Consider the following 15,977-nt stretch of genomic DNA (forward strand, 5'->3'; position numbering starts at 1 on the left):
CGTCGCGTGGGACCGCGTACGGCGCGAACGTTCCATCGACCCCGCATTCTACCCTTTATCGGCAGGCCCGGGGCGCGACTCGACCTACCGTGAGCAAGAGACCATCGAGGGAGCAAAACATGCATAAGCCTGTTCTCGGCGTGCTTGGGGGCGTGGGCCCGCTGGCGACCGCATACTTCATGGAGCTCGTCATCAAGAAGACGCCGGCCAGCTGCGACCAGGACAACATCCCCATGATCGTCTTCAACGACCCTCAGATCCCGGATCGCACTGCCTATATCCTCGATGGCGGCAATCCCAATCCCCTTCCGGAGATGACGCGCGTCGTGCTGTGGCTCGAGCGCGCAGGTGCCGATTTCATCGCGATTCCCTGCAACACCGCCCACTATTTCTACGAACAGATCGCCGAAAGCGCGACGGTCCCCGTACTCAACATCATGCGGGAAACGACCGCCCGAATCGTCGAGATGCATGGGGAGCACGCGACCATCGGCCTCCTTGCGACCGATGGCACGTTGTCCTCCGGGGTGTTCCAAAGCTATCTGTCCGATGCGGGACTCTCGGTGATGGCGCCGAGCGAGAAGGACCAGCGCGGCATCGTGATGCCGCTTATCTACGACCGCGTCAAGCGAAACCTCCCCTACGACCCCACGGCGTTCCTCGACCTCGCACGGCGAATGCACGAGAACGGGTGCGATGCGGTGATCGTGGGCTGCACCGAGCTATCAGTCGTCTATCAGGACCTCACGCATAAACCCGATTACCTCATCGACTCGATGGACGTCCTCGCCGACCGCTGCGTTTCGTATTACCTCGAGCACCACCGCTAACGACGCGCAAAGCGTCGGAGAATCGAGGTGAACATGCTCGCCTCGGGCAGTTTCATGACAACCGCGGGCACAAACGTCACGATCAGGGACACGATACCCGCGACGGCGATATAGCCGACCGTCTTGAGAATGGGGGCGGCAACTGGACCCGTCGCCGACTGGATGATGATGGGGCCAAAAATCGACTGGAGGGCCTGCATCGCGCCCCAGCCAGCCACGGCGCCGATCCCACCCAAGATGAGCCCGAAGAACAGGCCCCGAGCCATGGTGCCGAGCATCAGCCCGTGGAGGCGCCTGCGCATCCACACCAACGTGATGACGATGGCGACGATGTAAAAGGCGCTCGTCGCAAATGCGATGACGGGCATGCCGCCGCCCAAGGCCACGCCGCCGCCCAAGGCGACCACGACGAGCGCAAGGGCGCCGAGCACGGTCGAGAAGGCATAGGGCTTCATGTCCATAAGGGCGGAGCAGCTCTTCTGGAGCAAGACGCATACGCCGTAAATGGGCAGCGCCGGAGCGAGCCAGCAAAGGTATTCGCTCACCAGACTCACACCTTCGAGCCCGAATTTGCCCACGCAATACACCATATTGAGCGGCTCGCTGAACACGATGAGGTACAGCGCGAATGGGATGAGGATGAAGAGCATCTGCGCGATGCCCCGGGCGACGCCCTCGCGCACGGCATCGTCATCGTGGCGCGCCGCGTCACGGGCGAGCTCGGTGTAGAGGGCGGTCGTGATGGGGACGGCGAACAGGGCGTAGGGCAGCGTGTACCACAGGCGCGAATAGGCCACCACCGAGGCGCCCGTCTCGGGTTGGACGTTCAGAGCAGCCGCATTCTGGACGCTGGCGGTTATGAAGGCGCAAACCGTCGCGGCGAGCGTGGGGATGCCCAGGGCCAGGGTCTTGCGCAGATTGGGGTCGGAGAAATCAACGTGCAGGCGCGGATGCACCCCGTGCTTTTTCAACGCGGGGATCTGGCACGCCATCTGGATGAACACGCCGAGCGTCGTACCCACGGCGAGCACAGTGACGCTGATGATCTGGTCGACGTGGAGGACCTCGTCAAGGACGAAGAATGCGGCGAAACTCGCGATGACCACGACGTTATTCAACACCGGGGCGAAATTGCTCCAGAAGTAATCACGATGCGCATTGAGCACACCCGAGAACACCGAGCCCAGGCCATAGAACAGGATCTCGATGGCGAAAAAGCGGAAGAGGTAAATCGCCGTGTCCATCTGCCCGGTGTCGGCGCTCATGAACGATTGCGTCCAAATCACCGCAGGCGCGCCGATGGTGGCGACAACCGATGCGACGCCCAGCACGAGCAGCAGAATACCGAGAAGATTGCCCACGTACTCGTTGCCCGCCGCGACGCCACGTTCGCGGCGCACCTCGAGGTAGACCGGCAGGAACGCCGTGATGAGCATGCCGCCGATCACAAGCTCATAGAGCATGCTTGGCAGGTTGTAGGCGATCTGATAGGAAGACGAGAGCAGGGACAGGCCGAGCGCGGCGCCCATCGCCCACGTGCGCACGAAGCCGGTGAGACGGCTCACCAGGATGAGGGCGGTCATCATGCCCGCCGAGCGTCCAGCCTGCTCATAGTCGGACTGGCTAAGGTCGTCCTCCTCAACGGAGGTGTCTTGCGGCTCGGAAAGCTCGACTGGGGCGACAGGCTCGGGCTGAATCTCGTCGAATACGTTCGTCTCGTCAAATGCATCCATAGGCGCAGGCTCGAACCGGGGGGCAGGAGCGGCATCGCGTGAGGCCGCAGCACGCAGGAACACGGCAGTCTCATCGGGTGAGACGGGACGGTTTCCTCGCATGGAGGAAGCACCCGCCTGAGCCGCCATGATGAATTGGGATGTCTCATCCGGGCGCTGAGGCGCGCGCGGATCGATTGTCGGGCGCTGCGCGAAGTGAGCTCCGGCCGGGCGTGACGCTTCGTCGTCGTGAGCCATGCGACTACCTCTCCCTCACGATCGGGGCGACGATCGCCCCGGTGAATGCAATCAGGTCATCGGGCGCGAGCGCAAGTTGAACACCGCGTCGACCGCCCGAAATGAAAATTTCATCATACAACTGGCATGTCTCGTCAATGACAACGGGGAGGCGCTTCTTCATACCCACAGGGGAGCATCCGCCCCTCACGTAGCCCGTGACATCGGTGAGCTGCTTGGTGGGGAGCATGGCAAGCGCCTTCTCCCCCGCCGCCCGAGCAGCCGCCTTGAAATCGAGCTCCCCCGCAACGGGCACGCAGCACACCACATGCGCGCCCGACGCGCCCAACGTGACGAGGGTCTTGAAGCCCTGGCCGGGATCCTCGCCCAGCTGCTCGGCTATCGCCTCGCCCAGGCCCCGCGCCTCCTCGCCATCGTCCTCATAGGTATGAACCGTGAAGGCGATACCGGCGCGCTCGAGTTCGCGCATCGCGTTGGTCTTCTGCAATTTGGCCAGCTTGGCCATAAACGACCTCCCAAGTTCCAAAAACGACGTGAGAAGGAGGGGTGCTCCGCTCGTCGAGGATGCCTCAGATGCCCGAGATTACCGTGTAAGAGCTGCCGCGGGCGAGCACGCGAGCGGCAGCTTGAACGTCAAGATCAGGCACCAGGGATTGCCGCCATCCGCATGCGGTCGCGCTCGAGGAGGGGCTTGAGGAATGTGCCCGTGTAGCTCTTCTTGCACGCGGCGACCTTCTCGGGCGTGCCCGAGACCACAATGCGCCCACCGCCGTTGCCGCCCTCGGGGCCGAGGTCGATGATGCGGTCGGCCACCTTGATCACGTCGAGGTTGTGCTCGATGACGAGCACCGTGTTGCCGGCGTCCACCAAGCGCTGGAGCACGTCGACGAGTTGGCGCACATCCTCGAAGTGCAGGCCCGTGGTGGGCTCGTCCAGGATATAGAACGTCTTGCCCGTCTGCTTGCGGTGCAGTTCCTTGGCGAGCTTCACGCGCTGCGCCTCGCCACCGGAAAGCGTGGTGGCGGGCTGGCCCAAGCGCACGTAGCCCAGGCCGACATCGTAGAGGGTCTGCAGCTTGCGCTTGATCTGCGGGATGTTGCCAAAGAAGGCAAGCGCCTCGGTCACACTCATGTCGAGCACATCAGCGATGGTCTTGTTGCGGTAGCGCACCTCGAGTGTCTCGCGGTTGTAGCGCTTGCCGCCACAGACCTCGCACGGCACGTAGATATCGGGCAGGAAGTGCATCTCGATCTTGATCTGACCATCGCCCTTGCATGCCTCGCAGCGACCGCCGGGCACGTTAAAGGAAAAGCGCCCAGGCGAGTAACCACGCGCCTTGGACTCCGGCACGCTGGCGAACAGCGCGCGCAGATCATCCCACAGGCCGATATAGGTCGCAGGGTTGGAGCGCGGCGTGCGACCAATGGGACTCTGGTCGATGTCGATGACCTTGTCGATTTGGTCGATGCCCTCGAGGGTCTTGTACGGCCCCACCACGCGCGTCGAATGGTGCACCGCGTTGGTGAGGGCGGGAGCAATCGTATCTGTGACCAGCGAACTCTTGCCCGAACCCGAGACGCCCGTCACCACGGTGAGCGTGCCGAACTCGATCTGGGCGGAGACGTTCTTCAGGTTGTTCGCCTTGGCGCCCGTGATCTTGAGCGCGCCGCGCCCAGGATTGCGGCGCTCATCGGGAAGACGCACCATGCGCGCGCCCGTGAGGTAGGCTCCCGTGCAAGAATCCGGACAGGCCATGATCTCTTCCGGCGTGCCGGCGCACACCACCTTGCCGCCGTGTTCGCCCGCACCGGGCCCCATGTCGACCACGTAATCCGCGGCACGAATGGTGTCCTCGTCATGCTCGACCACGATTACGGTATTCCCTAAGTCACGCAGACGCTCGAGCGTGGCGATGAGTCGTTCGTTGTCACGCTGGTGCAGGCCAATCGAGGGCTCGTCTAGGATGTAGAGCACGCCCATGAGGCCGGCACCGATCTGCGTGGCCAGGCGGATGCGCTGGGCCTCGCCACCCGAGAGCGTGGCGGAGGCGCGGTCGAGGGTAAGGTAGTCAAGGCCGACGTCCACGAGGAAGCGCAGGCGCTCGATGATTTCCTTGACGATGGCACGGCCTATGAACGCCTCGCGCTCGGTGAGCTCGAGGCCCTTGAAGAACGCAAGCGACTCGCGGCAGCTCATGCAGCAGACCTCGTAAATGGACTTGCCGCCCACCGTGACGGCGAGCATCTCGGGGCGCAGGCGCGCTCCCTTGCAGGTGGTGCAGGGCTCCTCGCGGATATACCGCTCGAGCTTCGCCTTGGTGTTCTCGTTGGTGGTCTCGATATAGCGTTCGTACAAAATGTTGCGCACGCCGGAATACTTGGTGAACCAGTGCGTATCGCGGCCGTCCTGCGTGTGGTAGTCCACACGCATCTTCTTGTCACCCATGCCATCGAGGAACACTTTACGCACGCGGGCGGGCAGATCCTTCCAAGGCGTGGCGGGGTCGACCTTCAGATGCAAGCACAGCGCACGGAAGATCTGCGGATAATAGTTCGATTTGCCGAAGAAGCTGCCGAACACGCCATCCTCGATGGAAAGGTTCGGGTCCTCGATGAGGGCCTCCGCGTCCACGACCTTCTTGAAGCCCAGGCCATCGCACTCGGGGCAGGCGCCATAGGGAGCGTTGAAGGAGAAGTCGCGCGGCTGCAGGTCGTCGATGGAATGCCCGTGCTCGGGGCAGGCGAGCGCGAGCGAGTAGGTGAGCAGGTCGCCTTCGGTGCCTTCCGGCGCGTCGCGATCGGGCAGCAGGTAAACGCTCACGTTGCCGTGAGCGAGCTTGGTCGCTTGCTCCACAGATTCCGCGATGCGACCCAAGCTCGTGTCGCGGATCACGATGCGGTCCACCACTACCTCGATGGTGTGCTTGAACTTCTTATCGAGCTCGATGGTCTCGTCCAACCCGCGGACCTCGTCGTCGATACGCACGCGCGAAAAGCCCTCGGCGCGCAGGTCCTCGAGCAGCTTGGCAAACTCGCCCTTGCGGCCTTGAACCACGGGGGCGAGCACAAAGGCACGACGGCCCTGCCCTGCCTCGAGGATCTTGTCGGCAACCTGGTCGGTTGTCTGGCGCTCGATCTCGCGGCCGCACTCGGGACAATGCGGAATACCGATTCGCGCGTACAGAAGTCGCAGGTAGTCGTAGATCTCGGTGACGGTGCCCACGGTGGAACGGGGGTTCTTCGAGGTCGTTTTCTGGTCGATGGAGACCGCCGGCGACAGGCCGTCGATGGAGTCGAGATCCGGCTTGTCCATCTGACCCAGGAACTGGCGGGCGTAGCTGGACAGCGATTCGACATAGCGGCGCTGTCCCTCGGCATAGATGGTATCGAAGGCGAGGCTCGACTTACCCGAACCGGAAAGGCCCGTGATTACCACGAGCTTGTCGCGCGGGATTTCAACATCGATATCCTGCAGGTTGTGCTCGCGGGCGCCTTTGATGACGATGGAGGAATCAGACATGGAAGGTCCTTATCTGACGTGAATTCGGATATGTTCTATGGACACATTCGTATCCGACCCTTTAGTGTACCGCCACCGCGGCGCACGCCTGTTCGCTTGGAGAGAGCCCACGTTTCCTGCACGCTTTGTTCGATTTGGCGGGGTGCTCGATAGCCCCAAGACCGCAATCCTCGGCGCGGGCCCGGCACGAAGAGCAAAACGGCCCGGGATCGTTCCCGGGCCGCTGAGTCGCCTGTATGGTTATGCGCGCTGCAAATGGGCGCTCTTAGCGCACGTAACCGCTAAGTGTGGACGTGCCTGCGAGGTGCACTTAGCTGCGAGCAGCACCATCAACGGGAATGACCGCGCCGGTCACGTAGGAACTCATGTCGCTCGCCAAGTAGACAAAGGCATTGGCGACGTCCTCGGGCTCGCCGATACGACCGAGCGGGATGGTGGCGATGAGCGGCTTGATGACCTCTTCGGGCAGTGCGGCAACCATGTCGGTCTTAGTGACGCCAGGGGCAACGGCGTTCACACGGATGCCCTTGGGGGCAAGCTCGCGAGACAGGCTCTGCGTGAGGCCGTTGACGGCGTACTTGGAGGTCGGATACCCACAGCCGGAGGGCTGACCGTACTTGGAGACCATGGAGCTGGTGGTGGTGATGGTGCCGCCGTGACCCGCTTCGATCATGAGCTGGGCGCCGGCGCGGCAACCGTTGAAGACCGCGGTTACGTTGAGGTCCATGACCTTCTGCCATTCGTCGGCGGTGTAATCGAGCAACGGGGTGGACTGGGAGATGCCGGCGTTGTTGACGATCGTGTCGACGCCGCCCATGTCCTCGGCGGCGGCGTGGAACGCCTCGGTCACGGCATCGAGGGAGGCGAGGTCGCACGTGCGGCCCCAGACCTTGGCTTCGGGATACGTAGCGAGCAGCTGATCGACCGCGTGATTGGCCGTCTCCTGACGAGAACCGAACACGGTCACGGAAGCGCCCTCCTCAATGAAGCGGGCCGCGATGGCGTAGCCGATACCGCGAGTGCCGCCGGTGATGATTGCCTTCTTGCCTTCGAGCAACATAGCGTGCTCCCCTTTCGAATACGGGGCGCACCCTATGCTCGGCGCCCATCTTTTCCACTATAGCGAATAGCCCGTACAGGGAACGCCGCTTTGTCTCCCTACGGCAAGCCGTCCCTCGGCAGACGGTCAAACAGGTCGCGCGGGGAGCATGCACCCGATTGGGAATGACGGCCTGAAGAAACATCAGATCCTCGCGGCTTCTCGGCGCAAAACCTGGAGCCAATCGGATGCGAATCGCTTCGGGGTACAATGGAAAAAGTTATGCATCATGAGGAAAGGATGCGCACATGAGCTGTGAGCACGCAACCGCGGCGGGCGGACAGACCGCGCCGCAGGAATTTGAGGAGAACAACCTGTCCGAGGTCAAGCGCGTTATCGCCGTGCTTTCCGGCAAAGGCGGCGTTGGAAAGTCCCTTGTGACGGGGTCTCTCGCCGTTGAGCTGGCACGTGGCGGCCACAAGGTCGGCATTTTGGATGCCGATATCACCGGCCCGTCTATCCCCAAGATGTTCGGCATGAGCGGTCGCCACGCCATGGGCCTGGGCAACCTGCTACTGCCCGAGATTTCCGAGCACGGCGTAAAGGTCATGTCGAGCAACCTCCTGCTTAAAAACGAGACCGATCCCGTTCTTTGGCGCGGCCCCGTGATCGCCGGCGCCATCCGCCAATTCTGGAGTGAGACCTCCTGGGGCCCGCTCGACTATCTGCTCGTCGACATGCCTCCCGGCACCGCCGACGTCGCCCTCACCGTTTTCCAATCCCTTCCCGTCGACGGCATCGTTATCGTGACGAGCCCGCAGGATCTCGTCTCCATGATCGTTGCCAAGGCCGTCAACATGGCAGAGAAGATGAACATCCCGGTCCTTGGCGTGGTCGAGAACATGAGCTACGTGGAGTGCCCCGATTGCGGCAAGAAAATCGAGGTCTTTGGGCCCAGCAAGCTTGACGCCGTTGCCGAGCAATACGGCCTCGAGGTCCTCGGCCGTCTTCCCATCAACCCCGCCCTCGCCGCCGCCTGCGACGCGGGCTCCATCGAGGCCGATCTGCCATCGGGCCTCCTTCCCCGCGCGCTTGCCAAGGTCAGCGAAGTGCCGGAGCACGTGGAACCCGCCGACTCCGGCGAAGCCTCGGCGTAACAACCGTGGGCGTGGACAAGCGGACGAAGAACGGCGACGTCATCTACGACGTCGCCATCATCGGCGGAGGCGCAAGTGGGCTCGCCGCGGCGATCACCGCAGCGCGCGCCGGCGCCCGCTGCTGCATCGTGGAGGCAGACGTCGAGGCGGGTTTGGGTATCCTCGCCACCGGCAACGGCCGCTGCAATATCTCCAACGCCAGGCTGGCACCCCGGCATTTCTTGCATGAAGATGCGGCACGAGCCATGTTCGGTGCGCACGCAGAGCGGGATATCGCCGACTTTTTCGAGCGTCTGGGGCTCATGCTCGCCGAGGAAGGCGAAGGGCGCCTCTACCCCGTGACACGTCGGGCCGAATCCGTACGCGATGTACTCCTCAACGCATGCAGTCGTCTCGGGGTCGACATTCTCACCTGTGCGACCGTCTCGCACGCAGCTCCATGCACGTCTCCATCCGGCTATTGGGACCTCACATTGAGCGTTCCCGCTGCCGCACTCTCGTTCAAGCAGGGGCGCGATGCCAAGGCTCGCGTTCGCAACGCGCGCAAGGCACTCGCCGTTGCAGAGCGCACCGAACGGACGCTCCATGCTCGACGGGTCATCATCGCGGTCGGCGGGCGCTCGGCATCCACGTGCGAGGTCTTCCGCCTTGCACACCTCAATGAAATTCCCGTCCTATGTCCCATCGCCTGCGAAATCGATTCCAACGCACCAGGCGCGACACGGCACGCACTCGCCCTCGAGCATCTCGACGGGCTGAGGGTCGAAGGCGCGCTTTCGCTCATGCGCGAGGGCGCCGTCATTGCGTCCGAGGCAGGCGAGGTCCTCTTCCGCCCCTATGGCATCTCCGGAATAGCGGCGCTCAACCTCTCCCGGAGGATCGAGCCCGGTGACATCATCGAACTCGACCTCTTTCCCAGCCTGGGCCAAGCCGACATGACCGAGCTCCTCCGCTCGCGCGCCAGCAGCATCGGGTCGTACTGCGGCGATGCATCGTGGTTCGACGGCTTGGTCGCCCGTCCTCTTGCGTCTCTGCTTTGCGCCATGCTCAACGACTCCGCCGATCCCATGGCACACGCCGCCACCCTCCTTCACCACCTGCGCTTCCGCGTCCATGGAACGACGGAACATGCACAAGCGCACATACACCGCGGCGGTATCCCCCTTTCGTCCGTAAACCTCGAGACGTGCGGCATTGTGAGCTTTCACGACGGAACATCTCCCAGCGGCCTCTTCGCATGTGGAGAGGCGCTGGATATGGATGCCGATTGCGGAGGTTACAACCTCGCATGGGCATGGGCGTCGGGCATGCGTGCGGGCCTGTACGCCTCGAAAGGAACTTCATGCTAGAGATTTCGGAAATCCCTTGCTCGCTTAAGCAGGGCGCAACGGAGGCGAGCTGCCTCGACGTATGCAAACGCGAGGCCGCACGGTTACTCCGCTGCGACCCAAAGACGTTCCGTAGCGTCACGCTTCATCGCAAGTCGATTGATGCGCGCAAAAAGGCACAGGTGCACTTCACCCTGAGCGCACGCTTTGAGGTCGACCCGGCCCTCGATGAACTCGAGCTCATCGAGAGCGTCTCCACCCGTGATGCGCGGCGCGTACGTGTGGTTGATTTCTCCGAGCCCACATTTGAACACGGCTTCACGCGTTCCTCGCACAACGAACCCCATCCTCAACCCATCGTGGTGGGAGCTGGATGCGCGGGACTCTTCGCCGCGCTCACCTTAGCCGAAGCAGGCCTCTCTCCTCTGCTCATTGAGATGGGCGACGACGCAGACCGGCGCACCGATGCAGTCGCGCGCTTCAACGCCACGGGCGAACTCGACCCCACCTCCAACATCCAGTTCGGCCTCGGCGGCGCTGGAACGTTCTCCGACGGCAAGCTCAACACGGGCACCAAGAATCCCCTGCACCGTCTCGTGCTGAGGACTTTGGTCGAGGCGGGCGCACCGCGCGACATTCTCTGGGACGCCAAACCGCACATCGGCTCAGATGTTCTTCCCACCGTCGTCACTCATATGATCGACCGCATTCGCTCCTGCGGCGGCACGGTCCGCTTCCGCACCAAGCTCGTCGACGTCACGATGGATGACCAGGGGAAGATAGCCGGAATCACCATCGAACATGGCGGGCGAAGAGAGCATCTTCCCGCCTCACACCTCATTCTTGCCTGCGGTCATTCCGCGCGAGACGTCTTCGAGCTCTTGCTTAGCCGCAACGTCTCGCTCGCACGCAAGACCTTCGCCATGGGGGTCCGTATCGAACATCTGCAAGTCGATATTGACAATGCCCTCTATGGCACGGCAGCGGGGCATCCCTCGCTCGGCGCGGCTCCCTACAGCCTCGTCGCGCACCTCAAAAACGGCAGGAGCCTCTTCTCCTTCTGCATGTGCCCCGGCGGCGAAGTCGTCGCCGCCGCATCAGAGCCGGGCGGCGTGGTGACAAACGGGGCGAGCCTCAGCGCACGCAACGGCCGCAACGCTAACGCGGCGCTCCTCGTCAATATCGAGCCCAACGATCTTCCCGGCGATAATCCGCTCGCGGGCATGCATCTGCAGCGATCCTGTGAACAGCGTGCATTCGAGCTCGGAGGCGGAGCCTATCGCGCGCCGGCGCAAACAGTCGGGGACTTTCTCTCCCGTCAGCCTAGCACGGGCCACGGACGCATTGAGCCAACCTATCCGAGAGGCGTTACCTGGGGCTCCCTTGAGGGCATCTTGCCGGCGCACGTCACCGAAACGCTACGCGAGGGCATTCCGGTGCTTGGGCGCAAGCTCAAGGGCTACGATGATCCAGACGCCGTCCTCACCGCACCCGAAACGCGCTCAAGCTCACCCGTCACGGTTGTCCGCGATCGTGCGAACTGCGTCTCCGTCAGCACTCCCGGTCTCTATCCCTGCGGCGAGGGTGCGGGCTACGCGGGTGGCATCATGAGCGCCGCAACTGACGGCATCCGCTGCGCACAGGCCCTTTTGTCGACTCTTTAACCGCGGGCACCCTCGACTCCGCCCGAAACGGAAAGCGAGACGGCTGCATACACGAAACCCCATGCCGCCACGTAGAGGGCGAGGGCGAACGCGGGAAGCATCCCCGCGGCGCCGAACAAGCCGAACAGCCCGGCAAACGCGGCCAAGAGAGCGGCAACCGCAACGGCGACCTGCACCGTCCAGCGACCGACGCCGCGGCATTCCATAGCAACGGCAGTGACGAGGATATACAGAGCCATGAAAGCACACGTGGCGAAGAGGGAGATCTTGAGCGCACCCGCCGCGACCGGGAAGTTCAACGTCCACAGTCCGGAAACAAGCAGAAGGGCACCCACAGCAGGCTCGGCACCCCGCAGGGTGAACGGGGCCGTGGAGGCAAATGCGCCGATCACTGAGAGTGCACCCGCGCCAATGCCAAACCACGATAGCAGGTGCAATGCGCTCATCGTGTCGGCATAATCCCAAAGCGGTGCGACAAACAGCGCACAACCCAGTACGAAGCAGGCGGCGGCCATTACCGCATGGCTCCATGAGAGCCCATGCAAGCGGTCGAATATCGCATCGAAATTAGTCATGTCCATCCCTCCCCAACGGCTTTCGCCGCACGTTTTCCCGAGGATAAGTATACCATCCTACTTCTTGAATCGGGCACCCTGGCGCTTGCGGCCAGATGCGAACGCAGACCCCTTGCGGGCGCTCTTGCGAAGCGCCTCGATAACCTCGTCCTCACTGGTACCCTCTACCATCGCCTTGAGGCTCACCACGGCATCGCGCAAGCGGGCCGCTTCCTCAAAGTCCATAGCCTCGGATGCGGCGCGCATGTCCTCCTCCATGGTGGCGATCACGCGCATCAACTCATCGTGAGGCAGCTCCGAGAGCTCGTTGGCAAGGCGCTCCCCCGTTGTGGGACCACCATCCGCTCCAGACGCTGTCGACTCGACAGGAGAGAAAAAGGCTCCGTGACCAAGGCTGTCTCCGCGGGAGCGGTCTTTTTTGCCCACATTTTCCTCAGCTTCGGCGATAAAACTCGAGATATCGCTGATTGCCTTGCGCACCGTTTGCGGCCTGATTCCATGCTCATCGTTGAAACGCATCTGGATGGCACGACGTCGGCTCGTCTCGTCAATTGCCTCGCGCATCGAGTCGGTCACCGTGTCGGCATACATGATGACCTCGCCCTCGGCATTGCGTGCCGCGCGGCCGATAGTTTGGATAAGCGAGCGGCGATTGCGCAGAAAGCCCTCTTTGTCGGCGTCCAAAATGGCGACGAGGGACACCTCTGGCAGGTCAAGACCCTCTCGCAGCAAGTTAATGCCCACAAGCACGTCGATTTTCCCCTGACGAAGACTCCGCAGGATCTCAACGCGATCCATCGTCGCCGCATCTGAGTGCATGTAATTAACGCGAATACCCGCATCAAACAGATGGTCCGTCAAATCTTCGGCCATGCGCTTGGTAAGTGTCGTCACCAGCACGCGTTCGTGCCGAGCGACGCGCTCGCGGATCTCATCGATAAGGTCATCGATTTGCCCACGTACCGGACGTACGTCGATCTTTGGATCGAGTAAGCCGGTAGGACGAATGATTTGCTCAACATTATTCTGACTCACGCGCAACTCATAATCGCCCGGCGTCGCGCTCACGTAAATGAATTGTGGAATCCGAGCCTCGAATTCATCGAACCTCAGCGGTCGATTGTCCAGAGCGGAGGGCAACCTGAAACCGTGCTCGACCAACGTCACCTTGCGCGAGCGATCGCCCTCGTGCATACCGCGAATTTGAGGCACAGTCACATGACTCTCATCTATGATGCAGAGCATGTCCTTGGGGAAGTAGTCGATGAGGGTGAAGGGGGGCTCGCCGGGCTTTCGGCCATCAAGATGGCGCGAGTAGTTTTCAATACCCGTCGTGAAACCCATGGTCTCCAGCATTTCGAGATCGTAGCTCGTCCGCTGTTCCAACCGCTGCGCCTCAAGAAGCTTGTCGTTGGCTTTAAGCTCTGCCACGCGCTCTTCAAGCTCCTCTTCGATTGATTTGAGCGCAGCCGTCACCTTGGGCTTCTCGGTCACATAGTGCGATGCCGGCCAAACGGGAATGGCGTCGTACTCGCGCAGGAGTTCTCCGGTCACCTCGTCGATTTCGGCAATCACCTCGACCTCATCGCCAAAGAACTCGAATCGCAACGGATGCTCGGCATAGGGTGGATACACATCGACCACATCACCACGCACGCGGAACGTTCCGCGCGACAGGTCGTAGTCATTGCGATCGTACTGAATATCGATGAGAGCATGGATGAACTCATCGCGTTCCAATGGAACCTTCTTGTCCACATTGGGGGCAAGGCCCGCGTAATCCTCAGGCGAACCGATACCGTAGATACACGAGACGGAGGCGACCACGATCACATCGCGGCGTGACAGCAAGCTTGCCGTTGCCTGATGCCGAAGCATCTCGACCTCTTCATTGATCGAAGAGTCCTTCTCGATATAGGTGTCACTGGAAGGTACGTACGCCTCGGGCTGGTAGTAATCGTAATAGGAGACGAAATACACGACCGAATTATGCGGAAAGAACTCCTTGAGCTCGCTCGCAAGCTGCGCGGCGAGCGTTTTGTTCGGAGCCATGACCAAGGTCGGCTTTCCAAGAGCCTCGATTGTCTTGGCCATCGTAAAGGTCTTGCCTGATCCTGTTACTCCAAGGAGAACCTGGTAGCGATCACCTTGTTCCACACCCTCAACGAGCGAGGCAATCGCCTCCGGTTGATCGCCCGAAGGTTCAAACGGCGAGACCACCTCAAAGGAGGCCGACGTACCGCTGACTCCGAATCGCCGAAGCTCACCACCCACACGCTCAACTTCAAAATCGGCCATACCGCACCATCCACTCGCTCGATTCTCGGGGGTCACGCATTCTATGTGTTGATACCCCAGGATGTCAATCTCAAGACAGGGCTAGTGCGTGGCAGAACCACGGACGGCTAGCAAAAAGCCTGGGGATACAGTTCCCGGTAACGAGTTTGTGCCATCGTAACGCGGACGAGATATGCCTGAGTTTCGGGGAACGTGATCGCGTTTCGCAGCAGATCGTCTTCCTGTGTCCAAATATCGACATTACCCATGCCGGCATTGTAAGCAGCGATAGCCTTGTCCGTAGCGCCATTGAAATACGAAAGGAGATACGAGAGATACGCGCAACCGAACTCGATATTCGTCTGGGGATCAAGAAGGTCATCGGCGGAGAACTGAGAACCATCGACCAGACCCTTGCTCACCATGTCAGAAGCGGTCTCGGGCATGAGCTGCATCAAGCCCATGGCCCCGCGATGAGACTGCGCCTCTGCATCCCAGCTTGATTCCGAGCGAATAATTGCTGCGACAAGATACGGATCAACGCCATGGGCGGCGGCAGACGAAGTGATTTCGTCTTCATATGAAAGAGGATACAGGGACTTGAAAATCAACGAGGGGGCAAATGAATAGGCATATGAGATCACGCCGAACACCAGAACAATAGCGAGTGGAAGCACCCGATACCACGTAAAAAAACGGGATCGCTTGATCATTATCGCTCACCTTCGTGAAGGCCCTCAATACCTCGAAGACGCACCCATGCATCAAGGGCATCGAACAACGAATCATCGCCTCGAGTGTTGTCGATACAATGATCCGCCATGGCGATGATTTCATCTTCGGAAGGCTGAACCGAAGCTCGCGCATCAAAATCCACGACGGACATACCCCGGGCAATCGCGCGCTCGCGACGGACTTCCAATGGCGCGCTGACGGCGATCACCTCATCTGCAAGTCCAAACGCATCAGAAAACGCCGCAGGTGCGGAAACCTCAACGACAGTGAGAGGAAAGGAAGGTACGAGCGTTGAACAACACTGGATGGGAAGAAGCAGCGTGCTCAGCTGCTCAATCAAAACAGGGTGCACAAGATCGTTAAGGATATGAGTTGTCTCGGGAGTGGCAAAAGCTCGTTCAGCCAAAACAGATGTACGAATGTCGCCATATTCGTCGAGAACATCCCAGCCGAATTCATCGGCAATTGCCTGTGTCAGATCAGAGCCCGGCACATAAAGCTCTTTTGCCATTCGATCAAGGTCGATGTGTCGTGCGCCACGAGAGGACAGATAACGGGAGGCAGTTGACTTACCAGATGCAAGGTTGCCAATAACAAAGGCGATATATGACATAAGAAGTCTCCATATGAAAAAAGGGGGGAGCTCGCGCTCCCCCCTCGACTCGCCCCCGCAAGGGGGCGAGAGCCGTCCACCGGTCAGCGGCGCCCTGCTCTCCCACGGGCTTCCCCCGCAGTACCATCGGCGCGGTGCGGCTTAGCTTCCGGGTTCGGAATGGGACCGGGCGTGCCCCGCACGCAATGGCCGCTGACCGGTGGGCGGCTCTCGTACCGTCCACCCGGGTGACACGCGCGTGCCCTGAGGGCCGCACAGCGACTTCCGCGG

12 protein-coding genes and 1 rRNA gene are annotated in these 15,977 nt (G+C 61.5%); 4 read left to right on the top strand and 9 right to left on the bottom strand.

Annotated features, from left to right (window positions below):
* Positions 1 to 119: 119 nt before the first annotated feature.
* Positions 120 to 830 (top strand): aspartate/glutamate racemase family protein, encoded by a 711-nt coding sequence (locus Q5Q88_RS05840; RefSeq protein ID WP_118654006.1) that lies wholly within the window; start codon positions 120 to 122, stop codon positions 828 to 830.
* Here the strand turns inward: Q5Q88_RS05840 and murJ are convergent.
* The 4 genes from murJ to Q5Q88_RS05860 all read right to left on the bottom strand — a co-directional run bounded on the left by murJ (position 827) and on the right by Q5Q88_RS05860 (position 7,379).
* On the bottom strand, positions 827 to 2,800 hold the full coding sequence (gene murJ, locus Q5Q88_RS05845; RefSeq protein WP_294122857.1) for a murein biosynthesis integral membrane protein MurJ: 1,974 nt from the start codon (positions 2,798 to 2,800) through the stop codon (positions 827 to 829). The genes Q5Q88_RS05840 and murJ overlap by 4 nt on opposite strands.
* A 4-nt stretch (positions 2,801 to 2,804) precedes the next feature.
* Positions 2,805 to 3,305: a Cys-tRNA(Pro) deacylase gene (gene ybaK / locus Q5Q88_RS05850; RefSeq protein ID WP_302742266.1), complete on the bottom strand. Its 501-nt coding sequence runs from the start codon at positions 3,303 to 3,305 to the stop codon at positions 2,805 to 2,807.
* Between the two features lie 134 nt (positions 3,306 to 3,439).
* Positions 3,440 to 6,319, bottom strand: coding sequence for an excinuclease ABC subunit UvrA (uvrA, locus tag Q5Q88_RS05855; protein WP_302742267.1), 2,880 nt, complete (start codon positions 6,317 to 6,319; stop codon positions 3,440 to 3,442).
* A gap of 310 nt (positions 6,320 to 6,629) precedes the next feature.
* Positions 6,630 to 7,379, bottom strand: a complete 750-nt coding sequence (locus Q5Q88_RS05860; protein ID WP_118654010.1) for an SDR family NAD(P)-dependent oxidoreductase — start codon at positions 7,377 to 7,379, stop codon at positions 6,630 to 6,632.
* Between the two features lie 287 nt (positions 7,380 to 7,666).
* Here Q5Q88_RS05860 and Q5Q88_RS05865 point away from each other — a divergent pair, with 287 nt between their 5' ends.
* Genes Q5Q88_RS05865 through Q5Q88_RS05875 form a run of 3 tightly spaced genes read left to right on the top strand, consistent with a single transcriptional unit; the run spans position 7,667 to position 11,507 of the window.
* On the top strand, positions 7,667 to 8,515 hold the full coding sequence (locus Q5Q88_RS05865; protein ID WP_302742268.1) for an Mrp/NBP35 family ATP-binding protein: 849 nt from the start codon (positions 7,667 to 7,669) through the stop codon (positions 8,513 to 8,515).
* Between the two features lie 11 nt (positions 8,516 to 8,526).
* On the top strand, positions 8,527 to 9,864 hold the full coding sequence (locus tag Q5Q88_RS05870) for an FAD-dependent oxidoreductase (RefSeq protein WP_302742269.1): 1,338 nt from the start codon (positions 8,527 to 8,529) through the stop codon (positions 9,862 to 9,864).
* On the top strand, positions 9,858 to 11,507 hold the full coding sequence (locus Q5Q88_RS05875; RefSeq protein WP_302742270.1) for an NAD(P)/FAD-dependent oxidoreductase: 1,650 nt from the start codon (positions 9,858 to 9,860) through the stop codon (positions 11,505 to 11,507). The genes Q5Q88_RS05870 and Q5Q88_RS05875 overlap by 7 nt, the downstream gene beginning before the upstream one ends.
* Here the strand turns inward: Q5Q88_RS05875 and Q5Q88_RS05880 are convergent.
* From Q5Q88_RS05880 to rrf, 5 genes are all read right to left on the bottom strand, one after another.
* Positions 11,504 to 12,082, bottom strand: coding sequence for a hypothetical protein (locus Q5Q88_RS05880; protein ID WP_118654013.1), 579 nt, complete (start codon positions 12,080 to 12,082; stop codon positions 11,504 to 11,506). The genes Q5Q88_RS05875 and Q5Q88_RS05880 overlap by 4 nt on opposite strands.
* Positions 12,083 to 12,139: 57 nt before the next feature.
* Complete coding sequence (gene uvrB / locus Q5Q88_RS05885) at positions 12,140 to 14,380, bottom strand: excinuclease ABC subunit UvrB (protein WP_302742271.1); 2,241 nt, start codon at positions 14,378 to 14,380, stop codon at positions 12,140 to 12,142.
* Positions 14,381 to 14,487: 107 nt separating this feature from the next.
* Entirely contained in the window at positions 14,488 to 15,072 is a 585-nt protein-coding gene (locus Q5Q88_RS05890; RefSeq protein ID WP_118654015.1) for a lytic transglycosylase domain-containing protein, read from the bottom strand.
* On the bottom strand, positions 15,072 to 15,707 hold the full coding sequence (coaE, locus tag Q5Q88_RS05895) for a dephospho-CoA kinase (protein WP_294122871.1): 636 nt from the start codon (positions 15,705 to 15,707) through the stop codon (positions 15,072 to 15,074). Before coaE ends, Q5Q88_RS05890 begins: the two co-directional genes overlap by 1 nt.
* Positions 15,708 to 15,788: 81 nt before the next feature.
* Positions 15,789 to 15,904 (bottom strand): 5S ribosomal RNA (gene rrf, locus Q5Q88_RS05900).
* Between the last annotated feature and the right edge of the window lie 73 nt (positions 15,905 to 15,977).

The sequence above is a fragment of the uncultured Collinsella sp. genome (assembly GCF_959026545.1).
Taxonomy (GTDB): domain Bacteria; phylum Actinomycetota; class Coriobacteriia; order Coriobacteriales; family Coriobacteriaceae; genus Collinsella.